The sequence below is a fragment of the Mycolicibacterium vaccae NBRC 14118 = CIP 105934 genome (genome assembly GCF_001552715.1).
Classification (GTDB): domain Bacteria; phylum Actinomycetota; class Actinomycetes; order Mycobacteriales; family Mycobacteriaceae; genus Mycobacterium; species Mycobacterium vaccae.
This window is the reverse complement of sequence record NZ_BCRS01000044.1, coordinates 1-20,873: the sequence shown is the minus strand read 5'-3', so window position 1 is coordinate 20,873 and position 20,873 is coordinate 1. Positions and strand designations below refer to the sequence as shown.

General features: G+C 68.9%; 25 protein-coding genes. 6 read left to right on the top strand and 19 right to left on the bottom strand.

Translation table 11 applies throughout. The annotated features are described in order from the left end of the window. Positions 1 to 127: 127 nt before the first annotated feature. Complete coding sequence (locus MVA01S_RS10850) at positions 128 to 1,213, bottom strand: zinc-dependent dehydrogenase (protein ID WP_003931232.1); 1,086 nt, start codon at positions 1,211 to 1,213, stop codon at positions 128 to 130. Positions 1,214 to 1,403: 190 nt separating this feature from the next. On the opposite strand from MVA01S_RS10850, the gene MVA01S_RS10845 reads away from it, so the two are divergent. Together MVA01S_RS10845 and MVA01S_RS10840 are read left to right on the top strand one after the other, a co-directional pair. Then, positions 1,404 to 3,386 carry a PTS mannitol transporter subunit IICBA gene (locus tag MVA01S_RS10845; RefSeq protein WP_003931231.1) on the top strand — a complete coding sequence of 661 codons (1,983 nt, stop codon included), beginning with the start codon at positions 1,404 to 1,406 and terminating at the stop codon, positions 3,384 to 3,386. Between the two features lie 10 nt (positions 3,387 to 3,396). Continuing rightward, a complete protein-coding gene (locus MVA01S_RS10840; RefSeq protein ID WP_003931230.1) occupies positions 3,397 to 4,155 on the top strand; it encodes a DeoR/GlpR family DNA-binding transcription regulator in 759 nt (252 codons plus the stop codon). On the opposite strand, the gene MVA01S_RS31970 is transcribed toward MVA01S_RS10840, so the two are convergent. From MVA01S_RS31970 to MVA01S_RS10830, 3 genes are all read right to left on the bottom strand, one after another. Then, positions 4,142 to 4,279 carry a hypothetical protein gene (locus MVA01S_RS31970; RefSeq protein WP_003931229.1) on the bottom strand — a complete coding sequence of 46 codons (138 nt, stop codon included), beginning with the start codon at positions 4,277 to 4,279 and terminating at the stop codon, positions 4,142 to 4,144. The two genes, MVA01S_RS10840 and MVA01S_RS31970, sit on opposite strands and share 14 nt — an antisense overlap. 76 nt (positions 4,280 to 4,355) lie before the next feature. After that, entirely contained in the window at positions 4,356 to 4,697 is a 342-nt protein-coding gene (locus MVA01S_RS10835) for a hypothetical protein (RefSeq protein WP_003931228.1), read from the bottom strand. Between the two features lie 30 nt (positions 4,698 to 4,727). Next, entirely contained in the window at positions 4,728 to 5,645 is a 918-nt protein-coding gene (locus MVA01S_RS10830; protein WP_040541823.1) for an NAD(P)H-dependent flavin oxidoreductase, read from the bottom strand. A gap of 71 nt (positions 5,646 to 5,716) precedes the next feature. On the opposite strand from MVA01S_RS10830, the gene MVA01S_RS10825 reads away from it, so the two are divergent. Next, positions 5,717 to 6,742, top strand: coding sequence for an NAD(P)H-dependent amine dehydrogenase family protein (locus MVA01S_RS10825; RefSeq protein ID WP_003931226.1), 1,026 nt, complete (start codon positions 5,717 to 5,719; stop codon positions 6,740 to 6,742). Here the strand turns inward: MVA01S_RS10825 and MVA01S_RS10820 are convergent. Next, entirely contained in the window at positions 6,733 to 7,107 is a 375-nt protein-coding gene (locus tag MVA01S_RS10820) for a hypothetical protein (RefSeq protein ID WP_040541682.1), read from the bottom strand. The two genes, MVA01S_RS10825 and MVA01S_RS10820, sit on opposite strands and share 10 nt — an antisense overlap. 91 nt (positions 7,108 to 7,198) lie before the next feature. On the opposite strand from MVA01S_RS10820, the gene MVA01S_RS10815 reads away from it, so the two are divergent. Continuing rightward, on the top strand, positions 7,199 to 7,543 hold the full coding sequence (locus MVA01S_RS10815; protein WP_003931224.1) for a DUF732 domain-containing protein: 345 nt from the start codon (positions 7,199 to 7,201) through the stop codon (positions 7,541 to 7,543). Here MVA01S_RS10815 and MVA01S_RS10810 read toward each other — a convergent pair whose 3' ends face one another. Together MVA01S_RS10810 and MVA01S_RS10805 are read right to left on the bottom strand one after the other, a co-directional pair. After that, positions 7,544 to 8,002, bottom strand: coding sequence for a lipoprotein LpqH (locus MVA01S_RS10810; protein WP_003931223.1), 459 nt, complete (start codon positions 8,000 to 8,002; stop codon positions 7,544 to 7,546). Between the two features lie 103 nt (positions 8,003 to 8,105). Beyond that, positions 8,106 to 8,570, bottom strand: a complete 465-nt coding sequence (locus tag MVA01S_RS10805; protein WP_003931222.1) for a lipoprotein LpqH — start codon at positions 8,568 to 8,570, stop codon at positions 8,106 to 8,108. Positions 8,571 to 8,623: 53 nt separating this feature from the next. On the opposite strand from MVA01S_RS10805, the gene tgt reads away from it, so the two are divergent. Both tgt and MVA01S_RS10795 read left to right on the top strand, forming a co-directional pair. Continuing rightward, positions 8,624 to 9,829 (top strand): tRNA guanosine(34) transglycosylase Tgt, encoded by a 1,206-nt coding sequence (gene tgt, locus MVA01S_RS10800; protein WP_003931221.1) that lies wholly within the window; start codon positions 8,624 to 8,626, stop codon positions 9,827 to 9,829. A 107-nt stretch (positions 9,830 to 9,936) separates the two neighbouring features. Continuing rightward, complete coding sequence (locus MVA01S_RS10795) at positions 9,937 to 11,187, top strand: cytochrome P450 (protein ID WP_003931220.1); 1,251 nt, start codon at positions 9,937 to 9,939, stop codon at positions 11,185 to 11,187. A 3-nt stretch (positions 11,188 to 11,190) separates the two neighbouring features. On the opposite strand, the gene MVA01S_RS10790 is transcribed toward MVA01S_RS10795, so the two are convergent. The 12 genes from MVA01S_RS10790 to MVA01S_RS10730 are packed head-to-tail and all read right to left on the bottom strand — an operon-like array spanning position 11,191 to position 20,758. After that, positions 11,191 to 12,552, bottom strand: coding sequence for a flavin monoamine oxidase family protein (locus MVA01S_RS10790; protein WP_003931219.1), 1,362 nt, complete (start codon positions 12,550 to 12,552; stop codon positions 11,191 to 11,193). A 25-nt stretch (positions 12,553 to 12,577) separates the two neighbouring features. Further along, a complete protein-coding gene (locus tag MVA01S_RS10785; RefSeq protein WP_040541821.1) occupies positions 12,578 to 13,333 on the bottom strand; it encodes an amino acid ABC transporter ATP-binding protein in 756 nt (251 codons plus the stop codon). 28 nt (positions 13,334 to 13,361) lie between these two features. Further along, positions 13,362 to 14,825 (bottom strand): ABC transporter permease subunit, encoded by a 1,464-nt coding sequence (locus MVA01S_RS30410; protein WP_003931217.1) that lies wholly within the window; start codon positions 14,823 to 14,825, stop codon positions 13,362 to 13,364. Between the two features lie 44 nt (positions 14,826 to 14,869). Then, positions 14,870 to 15,763 (bottom strand): tRNA glutamyl-Q(34) synthetase GluQRS, encoded by an 894-nt coding sequence (gene gluQRS / locus MVA01S_RS10770; RefSeq protein WP_003931216.1) that lies wholly within the window; start codon positions 15,761 to 15,763, stop codon positions 14,870 to 14,872. A gap of 13 nt (positions 15,764 to 15,776) precedes the next feature. Continuing rightward, positions 15,777 to 16,541: a GntR family transcriptional regulator gene (locus MVA01S_RS10765; protein WP_003931215.1), complete on the bottom strand. Its 765-nt coding sequence runs from the start codon at positions 16,539 to 16,541 to the stop codon at positions 15,777 to 15,779. A 48-nt stretch (positions 16,542 to 16,589) separates the two neighbouring features. Then, on the bottom strand, positions 16,590 to 17,369 hold the full coding sequence (gene fabG, locus MVA01S_RS10760; protein WP_003931214.1) for a 3-oxoacyl-ACP reductase FabG: 780 nt from the start codon (positions 17,367 to 17,369) through the stop codon (positions 16,590 to 16,592). Positions 17,370 to 17,394: 25 nt separating this feature from the next. Further along, on the bottom strand, positions 17,395 to 18,387 hold the full coding sequence (locus MVA01S_RS10755) for a phosphotransferase enzyme family protein (RefSeq protein ID WP_003931213.1): 993 nt from the start codon (positions 18,385 to 18,387) through the stop codon (positions 17,395 to 17,397). After that, on the bottom strand, positions 18,384 to 19,067 hold the full coding sequence (locus tag MVA01S_RS10750) for a hypothetical protein (RefSeq protein WP_003931212.1): 684 nt from the start codon (positions 19,065 to 19,067) through the stop codon (positions 18,384 to 18,386). Before MVA01S_RS10750 ends, MVA01S_RS10755 begins: the two co-directional genes overlap by 4 nt. 9 nt (positions 19,068 to 19,076) lie before the next feature. Continuing rightward, a complete protein-coding gene (locus MVA01S_RS10745) occupies positions 19,077 to 19,358 on the bottom strand; it encodes a BMC domain-containing protein (protein ID WP_003931211.1) in 282 nt (93 codons plus the stop codon). Positions 19,359 to 19,413: 55 nt separating this feature from the next. Beyond that, positions 19,414 to 19,659 carry a EutN/CcmL family microcompartment protein gene (locus MVA01S_RS10740; protein ID WP_003931210.1) on the bottom strand — a complete coding sequence of 82 codons (246 nt, stop codon included), beginning with the start codon at positions 19,657 to 19,659 and terminating at the stop codon, positions 19,414 to 19,416. Continuing rightward, the gene (locus MVA01S_RS10735; RefSeq protein WP_003931209.1) at positions 19,656 to 20,156 is read right to left on the bottom strand and encodes a hypothetical protein; all 501 of its coding nucleotides are present in this window, start codon (positions 20,154 to 20,156) and stop codon (positions 19,656 to 19,658) included. Before MVA01S_RS10735 ends, MVA01S_RS10740 begins: the two co-directional genes overlap by 4 nt. Continuing rightward, positions 20,153 to 20,758 carry a BMC domain-containing protein gene (locus tag MVA01S_RS10730; protein WP_003931208.1) on the bottom strand — a complete coding sequence of 202 codons (606 nt, stop codon included), beginning with the start codon at positions 20,756 to 20,758 and terminating at the stop codon, positions 20,153 to 20,155. The genes MVA01S_RS10735 and MVA01S_RS10730 overlap by 4 nt, the downstream gene beginning before the upstream one ends. Between the last annotated feature and the right edge of the window lie 115 nt (positions 20,759 to 20,873).

The following is a 20,873-nucleotide window of genomic DNA, read 5'->3' as shown; positions in this document are numbered from 1 at the left end:
TTCCTTCCGCCGTGCATCACGGCCCGGGTTGGGCCATGGGGGGTGGGTACCTGCCCGCCGCGATTTCAAAACACAGCCACGGTGTGAACACCCTCGCAGCCCCCTGTGCGCCGACTTGTGCCGGAGGCTAAACCCCAGCAGGCAGCTCGGCCGGGGCCGGTTCCACCGTCACCTTGATGGCCTCGCCGTTCTTGACGATCTGGAACGCGTCGAGCACGTCGTCGAGCGGGATGTGCCGGGTGATCAGGTCCTTGACCGGCACCTGCCCGGTAGAGATGTATTCGAGCGCCCGCTTGTTGTGTTCGGGCGCCGAGCCGTTGGCGCCGTGGATGTGCAGCTGCCGGTAGTGCACGACGTTGGAGTCGCAGGTGATCGTCGGGTTGTTCTTGGGCAGCCCGCCGAAGAACGAGATGCGCCCGTTGCGGGCAGCCATCGCGATCGCCTGCTCCTGCGCGACGTTGGCCGCCGTGGCGGTGATCACCACGTCCGCACCCCGGCCCGCGGTCAGTTCCATGACGCGTTCCACCACGTCGACCTCAGCGCCGTTGATGATCTCGTCGGGCTGCACCGCGTCCGCCGACATCTGCAGCCGGGCGGCGTTGACGTCCACCAGGTACACAGGTCCGCACTTGTGCACGCCGCGTGCGATGCGGATGTGCATGCAGCCGATCGGGCCTGCGCCGAACACCACGACGGTGTCGCCCTCCTCGATGCCGAGCAGCTCCTGTGCGTTGATCGCGCAGGCGAACGGCTCGGCCGCCGAGGCCTCGTCATAGCCGACATTGTCCGGGATCCGGTTCAGGCCGTCGACTTTGAGCACCTGCCGCGGCACGATCATGAACTCGGCGAAGCCGCCGTCGTACTGGTAGCCCATCGAGGTCTGGTTCTGGCACACCGCCATCCAGCCCTTGCGGCACTCGTGACACTCACCGCACGGCACCGCGGCGATCACCTGGACCCGGTCGCCGGGCTGCCAGTTGCTGCCGTAGGTCGCGTTGACGTCGGCGCCGACCTCGACGATCTCGCCGGCGATCTCGTGGCCGATGGTGCGAGGCGGGGTCAGGTTCTGGTGGCCGTTGTAGAAGATCTTGACGTCGGTGCCACAGGTCGAGCAGTTGCGCACGCGCAGCTTCACCTCATCGGGCGCGCAGGTCGGTTCCGGGACGTCCTCGAGCCGGACGTCTTCGGGGGCGTAGAAGCGCAGAGCCTTCATGGGGACAGTCCTCTCGACGGGTGTGCTCTTCAACACTCTATCCGCCACTCGGGCATAAAACCACCGCAATTTATGACCGATTGTGACCGAGTGCTTGCACTGGTGCCCGTTTATGCGGTGTACTGGGCTCAGCGTCATTGTGACCGGAATCACCGCACCGGCCGCGCCCAACCGAATCGGAGGATCTCGGATGTCACATGCAACTGTCGAGGACGCACCCGCGCGGACCGGGGTGCGGGTGCGGGTACAGCAGCTGGGCACAGCACTGTCGAACATGGTCATGCCCAACATCGCGGCGTTCATCGCCTGGGGCCTGATAACCGCGCTGTTCATCGAGCAGGGCTGGCTGCAGGGGATCTTCGCCGGTCTGCGCGATCCCGACGGCTGGGTCGCCAAGATCGGCGGCTGGGGCGCCTACGACGGCGCAGGGATCGTCGGCCCGATGATCACCTACCTGCTGCCGATCCTGATCGGCTACACCGGCGGTCGGATGATCCACGGCAACCGCGGCGCCGTGGTCGGGGCGATCGCGACGGTCGGCGTGGTCACCGGCGCCGACGTGCCGATGTTCCTCGGCGCGATGATCATGGGCCCGCTCGGCGGCTGGTGCATGAAGAAGCTCGACGCGCTGTGGGAGGGCAAGATCCGGCCCGGCTTCGAGATGCTGGTCGACAACTTCTCGGCAGGCATCCTGGGCATGCTCCTGGCGATCTTCGGCTTCTTCGGCATCGGCCCGGTGGTGTCGTCGTTCACCCGCGCCGCCGGCAGCGCCGTGGACTTCCTCGTCGAGAACGACCTGCTGCCGCTGACCTCGATCCTGATCGAGCCGGCCAAGGTGCTGTTCCTCAACAACGCGATCAACCACGGCGTGCTGACCCCGCTGGGCACCACGCAGGCACTGGAGACCGGCAAGTCGATCCTGTTCCTGCTAGAAGCCAATCCCGGTCCCGGACTGGGACTTCTGTTGGCGTACATGTTCTTCGGCAAGGGCGTGGCGCGTGCGTCGGCCCCGGGTGCGGCGATCATCCAGTTCTTCGGCGGCATCCACGAGATCTACTTCCCGTACGTGCTGATGAAGCCCAAGCTGATCATCGCGACCATCCTGGGCGGCATGACCGGGGTGTTCATCAACGTGTTGTTCGGCTCGGGCCTGCGCGCCCCGGCTGCGCCGGGGTCGATCATCGCGGTGTACGCCCAGACGGCCAGCGGCAGCTTCCTCGGCGTCACCCTGTCGGTGTTCGGCGCGGCGGCGGTGTCGTTCGTGGTGGCCGCGTTGCTGCTCAAGACCGACCGGGCCACCGACGAGCAGGATCTGGCCGCGGCCACCGCGGAGATGGAGTCGCTCAAGGGCAAGAAGTCCAGCGTCGCAGGCGCTCTGGTCGGAGCGGACGCAGGCCGGACCGGGCCCATCCGCACCATCGTGTTCGCCTGCGATGCCGGCATGGGTTCGTCGGCGATGGGAGCGTCGGTGTTACGCAAGAAGATTCAGCAGGCCGGCTTCAGCGACGTCAAGGTCACCAACTCGGCGATCTCGAATCTGACCGACACCTACGATCTGGTCGTCTCGCACCGTGACCTGACGCCGCGGGCCCGCCAGCGCACCGCCTCGGCCGCGCACGTCTCGGTCGAGGACTTCATGAACAGCCCGCGCTACGACGAGATCGTCGAGCTGCTGGAGAAGACGAACGGCGAGGGCGGGGCGGCGCCGGTCGAGGTCGAGGACACCGCTGACGTCCCGGGCGAGGACGTGCTGCCACTGGAGTCGATCGTGTTGTCCGGCAAGGCGAAGACGTCGGCCGGGGCCATCGACGAGGCCGGGCACCTGTTGGTCACCTCGGGTGCGGTGGAGCCGGCCTACGTCGACGCGATGCACGAGCGCGAGTCCTCGGTCTCCACGTTCATGGGCAACGGGCTGGCGATCCCACACGGCACCAACGAGGCCAAGGACACGATCAGGCACACCGGGCTGTCCTTCGTGCGCTACCCCGAGCCGATCGACTGGAACGGCAAGCCCGCCGAGTTCGTCGTCGGTATCGCCGGGGCGGGCAAGGACCACATGGCGCTACTGACCAGGATCGCGCAGGTGTTCCTCAAGCCCGACGAGGTCGCCCGGCTGCGGCAGGCGACGACGGCGGAGGAGGTCAAGGCGATCCTGACGGCCGCCGACAAGTAGCCTGACGCAGGTGGATTCCGAGACCCGCCAGAGCCGGATCGTCGAATTCGCCCGCACCCGTGGGCGGGTGGACGTCGTCTCGCTCGCGACCGAACTGGACGTCGCCAGCGAGACGATCCGTCGCGACCTGAAGGTGCTGGCGGGCCGCCGCCTGCTCAAGCGGGTGCACGGCGGCGCGGTCCCGTTGGAGACCGCCGCGTTCGAGTCCGGCGTCGAGTACCGAAGTCAGGTCGATCTGGCCCAGAAGCACCGTATCGCCGCTGCTGCCACCGATCTGCTGCACGGCGCCGAAACCGTCTATCTGGACGAGGGTTTCACCCCACGGCTGATCGCCGAACGGCTGGCCGAGCAGGAGCTGACGGTGGTGACGTCCTCACTGTTGGCTGCCGAGGCGCTCGCGCACAGTCGCTCCGTCACCGTGCTGCTGCTCGGCGGACGAATGCGGGGCAGGACGCTGGCCACCGTGGACCACTGGGCGGTCGACATGCTGAACAGCCTGGTGATCGACGTGGCTTACCTTGGCACCAACGGGATTTCCCTCGACCACGGCCTGACCACGCCGGACCCCGCGGTCGCCGCGGTGAAGGGCACCGCGGTGCGGGTGGCCCGCAGGCCGGTGCTGGTGGCCGCGCACTCGAAGTTCGGCGAGAGCAGCTTCTGCCGGTTCGCCCGCATCGGTGACTTCGAGGCGATCGTCACCGGCCAGGAGCTCGGCGCCGAGGAGGCGCGACGTTACGAAGCCCTCGGCCCGGTCGTTATACGAGCCTGAGGACCGGGTCGCGCAACGCCTCACCGAGCGCCAGATTGTTCTGCTCGGTGAAGTGGATGCCGTCCTCGCCGTCGGCCGGCACACCGGTCCACCGCGTCTGGCGCGGATAGCGTTCGGTGGGCATCCCGTCGGCTACGAACCCATCCCCAGGTCAGCGAATCACCAAAGCACAGAATCTGTTTCGCGGCCATGCGGCCACGTCAGTCCTCGATGATGCGGTCGGCCTCGTCATCTCCGGGAACCACTTCCTTCTCGTCGTCGTCGACGACGGTGAAGAACGATTCCCCGTCTTCGGGGGTGCCGTCGATCTGGCCGCCCGTGTGGCGGGTGGGCCGTTCGTCCGGCGGGCTGCCCGCCGGCGTCACGTCGGGGACCTCGGCGGCGAGTTTCTCGTCGAGCGTCTCGTCGACCTCGGCGTCGATCCACTGCTCGGGCGGGTCGACGACGATGTCGCCGTCGTCGTTGCGGACCTCGTCGGAGTCCAGGGATTCACTGGGGCTCAGCGTGTCGTCGGGACCCGGGTCGTCGTAGTCGCCATCCATACCGGGGAGAGTGCCCCGTCAGCGCGGCACTCAACCGAGCCGATCGCGCGCGGCGTCGAGCACCCCTTCGATGTCGCCCCAGGTGCGTCGCACGATGTCGGCGACGGGCTGCAGGTCGGTGATCCGCGAGGACACCTGCCCGGTGTTGGCCACGCTGGCCTCCAGGTCGCCACCGAAGTACAGGTCGGTGATCCGGCCCAGCAATTGCGCGTCGGCGGGATGCTCGTCGATCCGCGACGCCAGCCCGGTGCGCAGCACCCGCATCGTCGGATTGCCCGGGACGTCGAGCAGCACCGTCCCGGCGTCGTCGGCCGCGACGATCGCATCCTTGAAGTTGGCGTGCACCGCGGCCTCCACGCTGGCCAGCATCCGGGTGCCCATCTGCACCCCCTCGGCGCCCAGCACCACGGCGGCCGCTCCGGAGCGGGCGTCGCACATGCCACCTGCGCAGATGAGCGGGAGGTCCACCCGCTCGGCGATCAGCGGCAGCAGCACCATCGTCGACGCGCCCAGCGCGGACTTGAATCCGCCGCCCTCCACCCCTTCGACGACCAGGGCGTCGACCCCGGCGTCGGCGGCCTTCAGCGCGCCCTTGAGGGATCCGACGACGTGCACCACGGTCATCCCCGCCTCGTGCAATCGGGCGGTGAACAGGGCCGGGTCGCCTGCGGAGGTGAACACGTGTCGCACCCGGGCGGCGGCCAGCACGTCGACGATCGACGGGTCGCGCTTCCAGCCCTGGATCATCAGGTTCGCCGCTACCGGGCGGTCGGTGAGATCGCGCACCCGCAGCAGGTCCGCGCGGCCCTCGGGGGTCAGCGTCTCGATCATGCCGAGGCCACCGCCCTCGGATACCGCTGCGGCCAGCTCCGCCCGCGCGATGTAGGTCATGGGCGCCTGCACGACGGGGAACTGCACGCCGAACAGCTCTTGAACGCGGTTGGTCACGGCGCCCATCCTGCTACGGTCCGGCTGTGTATCGGGTGATTCAGTGGGGCACAGGCGCTGTCGGGTCGGAAATGATGACCGCCATCCTCGATGGCCGGGACGACATCGAGCTGGTCGGCGCGCGGGTGTACTCCGCTGACAAGGACGGCGCCGATCTGGGGGAGCTGCTCGGCCGCGCGCCGGTCGGGGTGACCGCCACGACCGACGTCGACGCGATCCTCGCCCTGGACGCCGACTGCGTGCTCTACACGCCCCGTACCGCGCACGTCGACGATGTGTGCGCGCTGCTGGCCAGCGGGAAGAACGTGGCCACCACGGCGTTCATGTTCCATCCCAGGCGGATGGACCCGACCGACCGCGACCGGGTGCTTGCCGCATGCGAACGGGGCCGAAGCTCGGTGCACGGCAGCGGCATCAACCCCGGCAATCTGTCCGGGGTGCTGCCGTTGGCGTTGTCGGGCATGAGCCGCAGGATCGAGAAGATCGCCCTGCAGGAGCGGGCCGACTGGTCGGTGTACGAGAGCACCGGGATCACGTTCGACAACATGGCCTTCGGCCAACCGGTGACGGCGATCAGTCCGACCGCGACCGACTTCCTGGCGTTCAACAGCTCGATCTTCAGCGAGCAGGTCTGGTTCCTCGGCGACGCGCTCGCCGCCGACCTCGACGAGGTCACGGTGTCCGTGGAAGCCGTTGCCGCACAGCAGGACCACCAGATCTTCGAGCACCTGCTGCGGGCCGGGACCACGTCCGGTCAGCGCTGGGTGTGGAGCGGACGCCGCGACGGGCAGGTGCTCGTCGAGATCGAGACGCTCTGGACGGTGGGCAACGAATACCCGGGCCACTGGCCCAAGCCCAGGCACGGCTGGACGCTGACCATCGAGGGGGATCCGTCGATGCAGACGCACTTCGTCTCGTTGGCGAGCTTCAGCCGGGCCGCGAGCATGGAGGAACATGTGCGGTCGGCGAACGTGGCGACCGCGATGCAGGTGCTCAACGCGGTGCCCGCGGTGTGCCAGGCGCCGCCGGGTTTCGCGACGAGCGCGACGCTGCCGCTGATCCGCAGCGGCAGCGGTTTCGGGCACCGTCAGCCGTAGAACATCACCCAGTAATCAGCGGACCAGGCGCCCCGGTCGCACTTGAGCGGCACCCCGTCGGGGCTCTGCGCCACACCCGTCGCGTCGCCGCACACCGAACGCAGCGTGCGCACCCCGACCAGCGGCGGGAAGGACACCCACTGGCTCTTCGAGCTGCACGCCAGCGTGTTGCCGGAGCCGTCGAGCCCGAAGTTGTAACGCGTCTTCTGGTTGCACCGCTCACCCAGTCGCGCGTCGTGGTCCACGAACGGGACACAGCCGGCGCCGTCACAGGTGCTCGGTGTGGCCGAAGCGGGTCCGGCGACCGCCACCGTCAACGGCGCGGCCAGGACACCGGCGATTGCCCACGCAGCCATCCACTTCATGGGCTACACCCTAAGTGGAGGTGCCGTGCTCGCGGGCAGGCTTGTGGGCATTTGCCGGCGGGGTAGGCGGGCGTGGGTAAGGTCAGGACCTATGAAAACGCTGATCGGGGTGTTGTCGGCGGGCCTGCTGCCCTTCGCCGTGGTGGCTGCGGCGCCGACGGCGAACGCCGACGTCGTCGCCTATCTGGTCAACGTGCACGTCCGGCCCGGCTACAACTTCCCGAACGCCGACGCCGCCATCGGGTACGGGCAGACCATCTGTGACCGCGTCGCGGCCACGATGGGCTACGCCGAACTGGTGAACCAGGTGAAAGCCGACTTTCACACCACCGACTACTACCAGGCGGGTTACCTCATCAATCAGGCCGTCAACGAGCTCTGCCCCGCGCAGATCTGGCAGTTGCGGCAGTCCGCCGCCGGTTACACCGGTAACTGACTACGGGCAGGTCACCTCGATCTCGAACGGCTTGTTCACCGGCTGCATCGGGTTGGCCATGTCGACGCCGGTCGCGGTGCCCGAGATCTTGTAGGTCTGGCCGTCCTTCTCGGCGGCGGCCTCGCCCTGGCCGGCCCCGCTCTGGAAGCCGAGGGTCACCCCGTTGACGTTGCCCAGGCCGACCGACACGACGGTGGGTTCGTCGCCGGTGCTGACGACCGCGCCGATCCCGGTGGTCGCGTCGCCGATCGCGATGTTGGTGTTGCCGCCCATGTCGGAGCACACGACGGTGCCCTGCACCTCCTGGTCGGCACCGTCGATGGTGACGGTACTGCGGCCCTCGGCCGCCGCGGCCTGCGACGTCTCTCCCGAGGTGTCCGACTTATCCGATCCGCAGCCCGACAGACCGGCCATGACGATCGCTGCGCCGCCCACGGCGACGAGGATTTCGCGCTTCATCACGGTTCTCCTTCGTATCGTGCGATTCGCCGAGACCGGCGGATCGTCTCGAGCAGTATGGCCACAGAACCGCAGTCCACACGTCACTTTTGGGGGTGCAGGCTCAGCACGCGACCTTTATCTGGAAGTCGCCTGTGGTGCGGAAGCTGGGGTTTTCGGTGTGGAAGCCGTCGGCGGTGCCCCGGATGTCGTAGGTGCGGCCGGTCATCGTCACCTCCGCGTCGCCGCCGAGGCCCTGGTTGTAGCTGCCGGTGAAACCGCCGAGGTCGCGGATCCCGACCTCGCGGACGACGAGTCCGTCCTCGTTGGAGATCGTCGCCGAGATGCCGGAGGACTCGGGGTCGTGCGGGTCGCCGGTGCTCACCATCATCAGCGTCCCGGCCGGGTCGCACTGCACCGAGTCGGTGGTGCCGGCGTCCCGGCCGTTGACCGTCACCTGCGCGGTTCCCGCCACCAGCGCCCCGGGCGGGGGCTGGTATTCCGGCGTCGGCGACGAGCACCCGGCGAGGACCGGGACCGTCAGGAGGGTCGAACTCAGTACGGCGCCCAGAGCCCTGCGTGTCAGCACAGTGCAGAATCTACGGCGTGCCTGACCCCCAACGCGCTGATCCCTTCTTCTCGGTGACCGCCGACCTGCCCGGCGGGCCGGGCCGCGCCGGCGTCATCCGGACACCGCACGGAGACATCCAGACTCCGGCGTTCATCGCCGTCGGCACCCAGGCCACCGTCAAGGCGGTGCTGCCCGAGACGATGAAACAGCTTGGCGCCCAGGCTGTCCTGGCCAACGCCTATCACCTCTACCTGCAGCCGGGTCCCGACGTCGTCGACGAGGCCGGCGGGCTGGGCGCGTTCATGAACTGGCCGGGCCCGACGTTCACCGACAGCGGCGGCTTCCAGGTGATGTCGCTGGGCGTGGGCTTCAAGAAGGTGCTGGCGATGGACACCGCGCGGGTCCAGGCCGACGACGTGATCGCCGAGGGCAAGGAGCGGCTGGCCCACGTCGACGACGACGGGGTGACCTTCCGGTCGCATCTGAACGGGTCCATCCACCGGTTCACCCCGGAGGTTTCGATCGGCATCCAGCATCAGCTCGGCGCCGACATCATCTTCGCGTTCGACGAACTGACCACGCTGGTCAACACCCGCGACTACCAGGAACGCTCGGTGCAGCGCACCCACGAGTGGGCGGTGCGGTGCCTGGCCGAGCACCGCCGGCTGTCCGCGGTGCGTGCGCACAAGCCGCCGCAGGCGTTGTTCGGGGTGGTGCAGGGCGCCCAGTACGAGGACCTGCGCAGGCAGGCCGCGCGCGGGTTGACGCAGATCGTGGACGAGGACGGCCGCGGGTTCGACGGGTACGGCATCGGCGGCGCGTTGGAGAAGCAGAACCTGGCCACGATCGTGGGCTGGGTCAGCAGCGAGCTGCCCGACGACAAGCCCCGCCACCTGCTCGGCATCAGCGAGCCCGACGACCTGTTCGCCGCGGTGGAGGCCGGCGCCGACACGTTCGACTGCGTGTCGCCGTCGCGGGTGGCCCGCAACGCCGCGGTGTACTCGGCCGACGGGCGTTTCAACATCACCGGGGCGCGCTACCGGCGCGACTTCACCCCGATCGACCCCGAGTGCGACTGCTACACCTGCGCGCACTACACCCGGGCCTATCTGCATCACCTGTTCAAGGCCAAGGAGATGTTGTCGGCGACGTTGTGCACGATCCACAACGAGCGGTTCATCGTCCGGCTCGTCGACCAGATCCGGGCGTCGATCCCCGAGGGCCGGTTCGGCGATCTGCGCGAGCACGTGCTGGGCCGCTACTACGCGAACGCCTGACCCCGCCGAAACCGCATTCCACGCGGCGTTCTCGCCATCCTGGCCGCACTGAACGCAATCTCGCGCAGCCTTACCTGCACGCTTTTGAACGTGTGCACAATAAGGGCATGACGTCGCAGTCGCTGCTGCTGGAGATGCTCGCCCCCGACCGCCGCGCCGATCCGTACCCGGTCTACGGCCGGATCCGCGCGCACGGGCCGATGCATCTGCCTGCCAACAACCTGACGGTGTTCTCGTCCTACGCCGACTGCGACGAGGTGCTGCGCCACCCGGATTCGGCGAGCGACCGGCTGAAGTCCACGGTGGCCCAGCGTGCGATCGCCGACGGTGCCGAGGAGCGCCCGTTCGGGCCGCCGGGCTTCCTGTTCCTGGATCCGCCCGATCACACCCGGTTGCGGCGCCTGGTCAGCAAGGCGTTCGTGCCCAAGGTCGTCAAGGCGCTCGAGCCCGACATCGTCGCCCTGGTCGACGGGCTGCTGGACGATGCGGCAGGCGCCTCGGGACCGTTCGAGGCGATCGAGGGTCTGGCCTACCCACTTCCGGTCGCGGTGATCTGCCGGCTGCTCGGGGTGCCGCTGGAGGACGAGCCGGAGTTCAGCGCGGCCTCGGCGCTGCTGGCTCAGTCGCTGGATCCGTTCATCACCGTGACCGGTTCGGCCGGCGACGGCTTCGAGGAGCGTATGCAGGCCGGGCTCTGGCTGCGGGATTATTTGCGCGCGTTGATCTCTCGTCGTCGCCGCGATCCCGGCGACGACCTGATGTCCGGGCTGATCCACGTGGAGGAGTCCGGCGATCAGCTCACCGAGGACGAGATCGTCGCGACCTGCAACCTGCTGCTGGTGGCCGGACACGAGACGACGGTCAACCTGATCGCCAACGCCGCGCTGGCGCTGCTGCGCAACGACGGCCAGTGGACCGCGCTGGCCGCCGATCCGGACCGGGCCGGCGCGGTGATCGAGGAGACCCTGCGCTACGACCCGCCGGTGCAGCTGGTCGGCCGGATCGCCGGCGAGGACATGACGATCGGGGGCGCGCGAAACGACGGGGGAGAAGTCACCGGCGGCGTCACGGTCCCGAAGGGCGACAACATGCTGCTGCTGACCGCCGCGGCGCACCGCGACCCCGGTGCGGTCGAGCGGCCCGACGAGTTCGACCCCGACCGGCCCGTGATCCGCCATCTCGGCTTCGGCAAGGGCCCGCACTTCTGCATCGGCGCACCGCTGGCCCGGCTGGAAGCCACCGTCGCGCTCACCGCGCTGACGTCACGCTTCCCGAATGCCACGCTGGCCGCCGAGCCTGTTTACAAGCAGAACGTGACGCTGCGCGGCATGTCATCGCTGCCGATTGCGTTGAAATAGCGCCTAATTCGCCAGCGCCGCGATGACCTCGGCGGCCGCCCGCTCACCGGCCTGCACCGCGCCCTCCATGTAGGCGCTCCACTCGGTGGCGGTGTCGGTCGAGGCCCAGTGGACCGGGCCGATCGGCGGGGTCAGCGCAGGCCCGTAGGAGGTCCACACCAGCGGCCCGCAGTTGGCGTTGTAGCAGCCGCGGGTCCACTGCCGATCGCTCCACTCGCCGTCGACGTAGTGCGCCGGGTGGGCGGCGCGCGGCCCGAAATGGCGTACCAGTTCGTGCGTCAGCGCCGCGCGTCGCTCCTCGGCCGACCACCGGGTGTGGACGCGGGCCTGCTCGCCTTCGAGGAACAGCAGGATGACGCCGCGGTCGTCGCCGGGGACACAGGTGTCGTTGGACATCCGGGCCGGACCTACATCGGAGATGAGTTGGCCGTTCAAACCGTCGGCGCGCCAGAACGGCTCGTCGTAGACGAAGAACGCCTTCATCGCCGACGAGTTCGGCATGCGCTGGGTCAGCTGGTCGCGGTCGCCCGGCAGCGGCGGGTCGTACATGATCCGTCCCGCGAGCATCGGGGACACCGCGACGATCACGCGCCGGCCGTGAGCGACCTGTCCACCGCGGCAGTGCACGGCGACGCGGTCGGGTCCGTGCTCGATGAGCTGCACCGGCGCGTCGAGCACCAGATGCCCGGACAGCATCGCCGCCAACCGTTTCGGGATCTCGGCGGTGCCGCCGACGAACCGGGTGGTCTGGGCGCCGCCCTCGGACTCGGCGAACAGCTCCGAGGTCACCCCGCAGGTCTGGATCGTGAAGAGCAGGTGCAGGAACGACACCTCGACGGTGGGGACGGCCAGGATCCCGACGGTGCAGATCTCCAGCAGCGTGCGGGCCACCGTGGACAGTCCCTGCGCGTCGTACCAGGCGCCGGCGGTGACGGCGTCCCATTCGGCGGCCTGCGGCGCCGCCCACGGCGATGCCGGGTCGACCTGTGCGGCCAGTTCGTCGAGCCGGCGCAGCACCGTGGCCAGTTCGGCCAGCTCGGCGGCGAACCTGTCGTGAAACTCGTTGCCGCGCAGCACACCCGTACCGGCGAACTCGTAGGTGGTCTCACCGTCGTCGAACTGCGGATAGGTGGGCACCCCGAGTTCGGCGGCGAGCGCGAACATCCGGTGGTGGGTGTCGCCGATCCACTGGGCGCCGAGGTCCACCGGCAGCCCGGCCAGATCCTCGGTGAGGATGCGCCCACCGATCCGGTTGTCCGCCTCCAGGATCAGCGGGGTCAGTCCCGCGGCCAGGACGCTGCGCGCGGCGATCAGCCCGGACAGCCCTGCCCCGACGATGAGGACATCGGCCTCGTGGCGTGCCATGCCCGACACTGTCTCACGGCGGCGGCTACAGCGGGTTGAGGATGCGCTTCAGGAACTGGCGCGTCCGTTCCTCCTTCGGGTCGCCCAGCACCGCCGCCGGCGGGCCCTGCTCGAGGATCACGCCCTGGTCGAGGAACAGCACCTGCTCGGAAACCTGACGGGCGAACTGGATCTCGTGGGTGACCACCACCAGCGTCCAGCCCTCGAGGGCCAGATCCCGGATGACGCCGAGGACCTCGCCGACGAGTTCGGGGTCCAGCGCCGAGGTCGGCTCGTCGAACAGCACCACCTTCGGCGTGAGCGCCAGCGCACGGGCGATCCCGACCCGCTGCTGCTGCCCGCCCGAGAGCTGGAACGGGTACTGATCCCGTTTGTCCCGCAGGCCCACCTGGTCGAGCAGTTCCAGGGCCTGCGCCTCGACCTCCTCGCGGGGCCGCTTCTGCGCGACGATCGGCCCCTCGGTGACGTTCTGCAGCACGGTCTTGTGCGGGAACAGATTGTGCGACTGGAACACGAAGCCGCTCTGTGCGCGGTAGCGGCGCAGTTCGTCCTTGGGCACCGGCCGACCGAAGTCGATCTCGACGTCGCCGACCTTGATCACGCCGGAGTCCGCGACGTCGAGCGCGTTGAGCGTGCGCAGCAGGGTGGTCTTGCCCGAACCCGACGGTCCGATGACCGCGGTGGCCGTGCCGCGCGGCACGGTGAAGGAAACCCCCTTGAGCACTTCGAGTGACCCGAAGGACTTACGCACATCCCGGGCGACGATCCGGTCTTCGGTCATCATCGTCTATTCCTCGCGCAAGCGCTCGTCATCTCGCCACATACCTTTCCAATCGGCGCTCGAACCGCGCCTGCCCGAACGACAGCACCAGGCAGATCACCCAGTAGTAGACCGCCGCCGTGCCGTACAGCGCGAAGAACTCGTAGGTGGGTGCGGCGATGATCTGGGCCTGGCGCAGCAGCTCGGTCACCAGAATCGTCGAGGCGAGTGAAGTGTCTTTGACCAGCGAGATCAGCGTGTTCGACAGCGGTGGCACGGCGACCCGGGTGGCCTGGGGCAGGATGATCCGTCTCAGCGCACCGGTGTAGTTCAGGCCGATCGTCTCGGCCGCCTCCCACTGTCCTTTCGGGATGCTCTGGATCGCGGAGCGGATGATCTCGGCGGCGTACCCGCCGACGTTGAGGCTGAACGCGATGACCGCGGCCGGGAACGGGTCGATCCGGATCCCGAACTCCGGCAGCGCGAAGAACACGATGAACAGCTGCACCAGCAGCGGGGTGCCGCGGATGACCGAGATGTAGAAGCGGGCGGCGTTGGACAGCAGCACATTCGGCGACAGCCGGGCCAGCGCGACCCCGAGCGCGATGACCAGGCCGATGGCGAAGCTGATGATCGTCAACGGGATGGTCATGGTGAGCGCGGCCTTCGCCAGCGGCCACAGGTTGTCCAGCACCAGCCGCAGGGCCGAGCGGGGTTGGCCCTGCGGGGCCTCCTCACCGCCGGATACGTCGGTGCGCAGGTACTTCTCCGAGATCGCGGCCAGCGTGCCGTCGGTCTTGAGCTCCTCGATCGCGGTGTTGAGGTCCGGCAGCAGACCGCTGTCCTTCCGCGCGGCCAGGCCCTGCTCGCTCTTCTCGCCGGTGGTGCCGGCGATCTTCACCGCCGCGTCGCCGGTCTCGGCGAGGTAGGCGTAGACCGAGAGGCTGTCGTTGACCACCACGTCGACCCGGCCCTGGCTGAGCAGGGCCATCGCCTGGGTGAGGCCTTCCACCGATTCGATCTGCGCACCGGCGTCGCGGGCCACCTGCGCCCAGTTACTGGTCGTGCTCTGCGCGGCGCGTCTGCCTCGCAGATCGGTCAGCGAGGTGATCGAGTCGTCGTCGGCGCGGGTGACGATCACGCCCTCACCGATCGAGTACGGCTCGCTCAGGTCGTACTTCTCTTCGCGCTCGGGCGTGATCGTCACCTGGTTGGCGACGACGTCGAAGCGGTCGGCCTCAAGCGCGGCGAAGATCGAATCCCATGGGGTCTCGACGAATTCGACGTCGACACCGAGCTTCTCACCGACCGCGCGGGCGACGTCGACGTCGTAGCCGGTGAGCTCGCCGGTCGCGGGGTCGTGGAAGCTGAACGGCGCGTACACACCCTCGGTGCCGACACGCAGCACACCGCTGGACTGCACCGCGTTCTCGGATCCCGACGAGCCGCACGCGCTCAGCAACACGGCGAGCGCGGCCAGCACCGCGAACAGGATCTTGCGTGGGTAGCGCATCGGCGGACCGTAGCAACCCGAAGGCCTCAGCTGAAGGGTTCTGCTCACTCCGCCCGGTATACCCACGGAGCCCGGGGCAACCGCGCGGGATCGAATTCGTCGAGCATGCCCTCGACGGTGCGCGCGGAGTACCCGAGGGAGTCGGCGATCTGCGCGACGGCTTCGGACACGCCGATCTCGGCGAGCGTCACCGCGCCGTCGCGTTTGGCCAGCCGGGCGCCGGCGGGGTTGAGCACAAGCGGCACGTGCGCATACACCGGTGCGGGATGGCCGAGCAGCCGGGCGAGGTAGCCCTGCCGCGGCGAGGACGCCAACAGATCGTCGCCGCGCACCACCTGGTCGATCCCCGACGCCGCGTCGTCGACGACCACGGCCAGGTTGTAGGCGGTCACCCCGTCGCCGCGGCGCACCACGAAGTCGTCGACCAGGCCCGTGTAGTCCCCGTGCAGCACGTCGTGCACGGTGAAGGTGGTGGTGTCGGTACGCAACCGCAGCGCGGGCGGGCGTCCCGTTTCCTGCCTGCGTTTCTCCCGTTCGCCGTCGGTCAGGTCGCGGCACGTCCCCGGGTAGGCGCCCTCCGGGGCGTGCGGCGCCCGCGGTGCCTGAGCGATATCCTTTCTGCTGCAATAGCATTCGAACAGCAGGCCACGCTCGGCGAGGTCGGTGATGACGGCGTCGTAGCGTTCGCGGTGCTGCGTCTGCCAGGTCGCGGGTTCGTCCCAGGTCAGGCCGATCGCGGCGAGATCGGCCAGTTGCCGCTCGGCGATCCCGGTGTCGGTGCGGTCGTCGAGGTCTTCCACGCGCATCAGGAACCGTCGGCCGGTGGAGCGGGCGAACAGCCACGCCAGCACCGCGGTGCGCAGGTTGCCGATGTGCAGGTCCGCCGACGGGCTCGGCGCGAACCTGCCTGCGCCGGGGGAGTCGGTCACCGGTACCACCGGGCCCGCGTTCTCACGCCTGGCTCTGCAGCGCGACCGAGGCGGCGGCCACCGAGGGCGTGCCGCCGACGCCGCGACCCTGCGCGGTGACCGCGAGCCGGGTGCGGTCCCCGCGGAACAGGTCGCGGGAGAACTCGCACGGGGTGTCGTGCTGGTCGTAGGTGACGCGGGTGATCAGCAGCAGCGCCGACTTCGGTTTCACGCCCAGCAGACCGGCCTCTTCCGGCGTCGCGTTGACGGCCTCGATGCGTTCGTCGGCGCGCGCGGTGACCAGGCCGTACTCGCTCTCCAGGATCTCGTAGAGGGAGCCACCCAGCTGCTGTTCCAGCAGGCCCGGGAACGCTTCGGCCGGGAACTGCGCCAACTCCAGTGAGATCGGTGAACCGTCGGCCAGGCGCACCCGGTGGATCTCGATGACGAAGTCGTCGGCGCCGATGTTCAGCGCCTGCTGGGTGGTCGCGTCGGGCGCGGCGATCCTGGTCGAGAGCACCCGGGTGCCGGCGACATAGCCCTGGCTGGCCAGGAACGCCGGGACGCCGACCACGTCGGTGAGGCTGCGCTGTACCTGGGCGTGACTGATGAAGATCCCGCCGGAGCGTCCGATCACCCGGTCGACGAGCCCGGCCTCCTCCAGCGCGGCCAGCACCTGGCGCAGGCTGGAGCGGCTGGTCCGGTACCGCTCGGCGAGTTCGCGCTCGCTGCCCAGCTTGGTGCCCGGCACCCCGGCGTTGATGTCGGCCACGATCCGGCGCCGCAGATCCTCGGTTTGGGTCGGCACCGGACCTCCTCGCCTACAGAATTGGTATAACCAAATGTAGGCTACCGGTCAGAGGTCAGCGAGCGCCTCGGGCGATTCGGGCAGGATCTGACCGCCGTCGACCACCAGCGACTGCCCGGTGATGTAGGCCGCCTCGTCGGTGGCGAAGAACAGCGCGGCGTTGCCGATGTCGGCGACCTCACCGAGCTTGCCGGCAGGCACCGAGGCCGCCATCTGGTCCATGTAGGTCTGGCCCATCTCGATCAGGCCCTCGGTGATCACGTTGCCGGGCAGCACCGCATTGACGGTGATCTTCTTGGGCGCCAACTCGATGGCGGCCGTGCGCAGGAAGCCCAGCTGCGCGGCCTTGCTTGCGCCGTAATGCGACCAGCCGGGGAAGCCGGTGATCGGGCCGGTGATCGAGGAGGTGATGACGACCCGGCCCCGGCCGCTGGCCGTCAGCGCGTCCAGTGCGGCCTGCACCATGTAGACGGTGCCCTTGAAGTTCACGCCGATGACCTGCTCGATGTCCTCGGGGGTCAGCTCCTCGATTCGACCGGAGGGGAATATTCCGGCGTTGGCGCACAGGATGTCCAGGCCGCCGTTGCGTTCGGTCGCGGTCGCGACGACTCGCCGGCAGTCCTCGGGGCTGGCGACGTCGGCGGCGACGCCGGTGACGGTTCCGGCCAGCCCGCCCAGATCCGCGACGGCGCTGTCGATGTCGTCCTGGTTGCGGCCGGTGACGACGACGTTCACGCCGGCCCTGGCGAACGTCTCGGCGATGCCCCGCCCGATTCCCTTGCTTCCGCCGGTGACGACGGCCGATCGACCCTGCAACGAATTGAACATAGCGGTAAGCCCTTTCGGAAGGTGTTCAGAAAAGCCGGTGACCGTCGGAGGTCAGGTACTGCTCGGCGAGCTTGCAGCTGCCCGCGGTGTAGGTCACAGAGATCGCCTGGGACTCCTTGGAATGGCTGTGCGTGCCCATCCAGGCCAGCAGCAGCAGCCTCCGCAGCAGGATGAACGAGGCCAGCATGTCCTCGTCGGCGGCGCTCATCTGCCGGCGGGTGCGGTACCCGGTGACCCAGGCCTCCTGCCATTCCGGCACCGACGGGTGGTCCTCGAAGAACGACACCGCGGTGCCGAAATCATAGAAGTACCAGCCGAATCCGCAGTCGTCGAAGTCGATCACGGTGATGGTGTCGTCATCGACGAGCAGGTTGGCCAGGCGCAGGTCGGCATGCACCAGACCGAAGGTGTCCGGCCCGGTGCCGTATTCGGCGAGGCGGCTGCTCAACAGCTCGGCGGCCCGGCTCAGCACCTCGGCTTCGTGATCGCCGACGCCGACCGCGTCTCGCCAGGCCCCCCACCGTGGGGAGCCTCCCAGGCTGTGCTCCCAGTCCCACGCGAACCGGCTGAATCCGTCCGGGCGCTGCCAACCGCGCGAGTGGTCGTGCAATGCCGCGGTGATGCATCCCAGCGTGTGGAAGTCCGTCGAACTCAACGTGTTCTCGTCCGGCTCGGCACCCGGGACCATCTCGAAATGCACGACGTAGCGTTGGGTGCCCCCATGCTCGACGGCCACCACCCGGCGTCCGTCGTGCGCGGGGATCACGGTCGGCACCGTGACGTCGGTGTCCCGGCGCAGCGCGTCCAGCCACATCAGTTCGGACTCGATCTGATCGCCGCGGTGGTAGCCCTGCCGGTGCACCCGCAGGATCGACTGATGCCCGCTGCCCGGCTCCTCGACCGCGAACGTCGCGTTCTCGGACAGATTCAGCAGCCGCAGAGCGGAACCCTGCGGCAGGTCGAACGCCGCCAGGGCCTTCTCTGCAACGGCCTCGTCGTCAGTGAAGTCTGCGCTCAATGGTCACGTCCTTCGATCGCTCCCAGCACCTCGGTGATACGGTCGCGCGCCGCCACCACATCCTGGGTGCTGCCACTGATGTAGAGCCTGCCAGCCGCACCGATCATCTGCACGTCGACCAGGGTCAGTCCGGGCGCTGCGCGCTCGGCCTCGTTGGCCGCCACCGCGGCGAACAGCGCCGGCGTCATCTCGTACACCAGCAGCGACTGACCGGGCAACACCATCGAGGCCTGCCGGTTGCGGTTGAGGATCACCGCGTGCTGATCGGTGATGTCCTCGATCACGTCGTAGTACAGGACCCGGGGCCGCAGCTGGTCGGTCGCCGCGCTCTGCGTGCCGCTCAGTATGGCCTCGCCGGCGCGGCGGACATCGGCGAGATTGCCCGAGTGGATCTCCAGCACGCCGAATTGCCGCTCGACGTAGAGGATTCCGGGTTGGATACCGGGCACCTCGCGCAATGCCAGGTCGATGACCCGCTCGATCGCCAACGCCGGAGACACCTCGACGATGAGCGCATGCTCACCGGCGTACGGCGGGTAGCCGCGCGCCCGGGTCGGGGTGCCGAGGTAGGCGGCGAACTGCTGCTGCAGATCCTCGACGAGGAGGTAGACGCGGATGTCGGTGCGCGCCGGAGCAGGCGACGCCGTCGCGGACCCGCTCTGTGCGTTGGGCGAAGCCACGGCCGGAGACTACTGGCCGGCGACGGAGAAGTGTGCGCCGAGCTCGTTGTGCGGCCGCGGGATCACGTGCACGCTGACGAGTTCGCCGACCTGCGAGGCGGCTTCGGCGCCGGCCTCGGTGGCGGCCTTGACGGCTCCGACCTCACCGGTGACGATGACCGCAACCAGCCCGTCACCGACCTGCTGGCGATCGGTGATCGTCACGTTGGCGGCCTTGACCATCGCGTCGGCGGCCGCGAGCGCTGCGACAAAGCCCTTGGTCTCGATCATTCCGATCGCGTTGCTGGCCATGGTGTTTCTCCTTTGTGTGGGGTTATCTGACGTGGGCGGACCGGTAGCCGTGTGGCTAGCCGGTGGGATCGATGGAACCGATGATCAGCGCGTCGACCGGTGGCGGGGTGCCGGTGAACCAGCTCGCCGCGACCGAGCCCTGGGTGACGAGCACCTGTTCGCCGACGCCGCTGCCGAGCACGTCGAACGCGATCAGCCGGGATCCGGAACCGTCGACCTCGACTTCCAGGAAGGCGCCGGCCGGAATGCCGTCGATGCGGCGGGTCGACCAGACCTGGCCGATGACCGTGCCACGGATCATTTTCGCTCCTTGTGGATCGTCACGCCCAGCGCGCGGGCGCGCTCGCGGGCCAGCGGGGTCAGCACGGCGCGGGGGCCGAGGACCAGGGATGAGCCGGCGGCGGCGATCTCGGCGATCTGCCGTTCGGTGACCGCGCCCCGTTCGACGCGCCGGGTGCTGCCCGCTGCGCCGCGCTCGTTTCCGGCGAGTCGGAACGACAGCCGGCCGTGCCGGAGGTCGGCACGGGTTTTCGGGTTCTCGAAGAGCTGCAGCAGGTTTCGGACGAACACGTCGAGGTCGCGATCGTTGGCGATGCGGACGGCGTCCACCCGTGACCGTTCGTCGGCGGCCAATGGCCCGGTGGCGACGGGACCGTCGGGGACCGTGGCCGGCGTGACCGCGGGCGGCGGGGGCACCGGTTTCGGGGGCGCCGGGCGAGCTTCGGACAGCAGGTCGCCGACGCTCTCACGAATCACCTCCCGGACGAGTTGGCGCAGCGTGTCGCGATCGATGCTCACCGCACGCTCCGGGCGAGCGCCTCCTCGGCCGCGGATGCGGCCTGGCGGATGTCGGACTCGCTTCCGGACAGGTAAACGCGGCCGGTCGCACCGATCATCCGGAAGTCGACGACTTTCACGTCGGCGGCCTTCTCGGCCTCGTTGGTGGCCAGGATCGCGTACGACGCCGGAGACACCTCCAGCACGTACAAGGTCTCGCCGGCCAGCACCATGGAGCCGATCTTGTTGCGGTTGATCAGAAACGCATGCTGCTGGTCGATGCTGGAGATGATCCGTGAGGCGAGGATCTGAGGTGCGGTCGCCGAGCCGGTGTCTCCGCCCAGTTCGGCGAGCGCGGCGTCGGCGGCGGCTTCGACGTTGGCGGTGTCCCCGTGGAACTCGAGGTAGCCGAACTGCCGTTCCACCACGAGTATCCCGGCCTGCACCTCGGCGTGCTTGAGTGCCACGTCGGTGACACCCTCGATGTCCAGGCCCGGGGCCACCTCGATGATCTGTGCGGCCATTCCGGCGCGGGGCAACGCGCCCTTGATCCAGGTGCCCAGATACGACATCGTCTGCGGCTGAAGCCGGTCGATGAAGATGAACGAACGCAGTTCAGCCACGGGTCACCTCTTGATCAGTTGTGCGAGTTCTTCGGCCACCAGTGCGCGCAGCTCGGCGCGCAGCGCCTCGATGCCGGGATCGGCGGCGCGGCGCGGCGCGGGCCGGCTGGCGGGC

Excerpts from the sequence above, each read along its gene's own strand:
- MVA01S_RS10850 (WP_003931232.1), bottom strand. The coding sequence starts at position 1,213 with ATGAAGGCTCTGCGCTTCTACGCCCCCGAAGACGTCCGGCTCGAGGAC.
- MVA01S_RS10785 (WP_040541821.1), bottom strand. The coding sequence starts at position 13,333 with ATGACCGAAGACCGGATCGTCGCCCGGGATGTGCGTAAGTCCTTCGGG.
- MVA01S_RS30410 (WP_003931217.1), bottom strand. The coding sequence starts at position 14,825 with ATGCGCTACCCACGCAAGATCCTGTTCGCGGTGCTGGCCGCGCTCGCC.
- MVA01S_RS31970 (WP_003931229.1), bottom strand. The coding sequence starts at position 4,279 with ATGCCCACCGAACGCTATCCGCGCCAGACGCGGTGGACCGGTGTGCCG.
- MVA01S_RS10820 (WP_040541682.1), bottom strand. The coding sequence starts at position 7,107 with ATGAAGTGGATGGCTGCGTGGGCAATCGCCGGTGTCCTGGCCGCGCCG.
- MVA01S_RS10790 (WP_003931219.1), bottom strand. The coding sequence starts at position 12,552 with ATGGCACGCCACGAGGCCGATGTCCTCATCGTCGGGGCAGGGCTGTCC.
- MVA01S_RS10835 (WP_003931228.1), bottom strand. The coding sequence starts at position 4,697 with ATGGATGGCGACTACGACGACCCGGGTCCCGACGACACGCTGAGCCCC.
- MVA01S_RS10810 (WP_003931223.1), bottom strand. The coding sequence starts at position 8,002 with ATGAAGCGCGAAATCCTCGTCGCCGTGGGCGGCGCAGCGATCGTCATG.
- MVA01S_RS10845 (WP_003931231.1), top strand. The coding sequence starts at position 1,404 with ATGTCACATGCAACTGTCGAGGACGCACCCGCGCGGACCGGGGTGCGG.
- MVA01S_RS10745 (WP_003931211.1), bottom strand. The coding sequence starts at position 19,358 with ATGGCCAGCAACGCGATCGGAATGATCGAGACCAAGGGCTTTGTCGCA.
- MVA01S_RS10740 (WP_003931210.1), bottom strand. The coding sequence starts at position 19,659 with ATGATCCGTGGCACGGTCATCGGCCAGGTCTGGTCGACCCGCCGCATC.
- fabG (WP_003931214.1), bottom strand. The coding sequence starts at position 17,369 with ATGTTCAATTCGTTGCAGGGTCGATCGGCCGTCGTCACCGGCGGAAGC.
- MVA01S_RS10825 (WP_003931226.1), top strand. The coding sequence starts at position 5,717 with ATGATGACCGCCATCCTCGATGGCCGGGACGACATCGAGCTGGTCGGC.
- MVA01S_RS10815 (WP_003931224.1), top strand. The coding sequence starts at position 7,199 with ATGAAAACGCTGATCGGGGTGTTGTCGGCGGGCCTGCTGCCCTTCGCC.
- MVA01S_RS10795 (WP_003931220.1), top strand. The coding sequence starts at position 9,937 with ATGACGTCGCAGTCGCTGCTGCTGGAGATGCTCGCCCCCGACCGCCGC.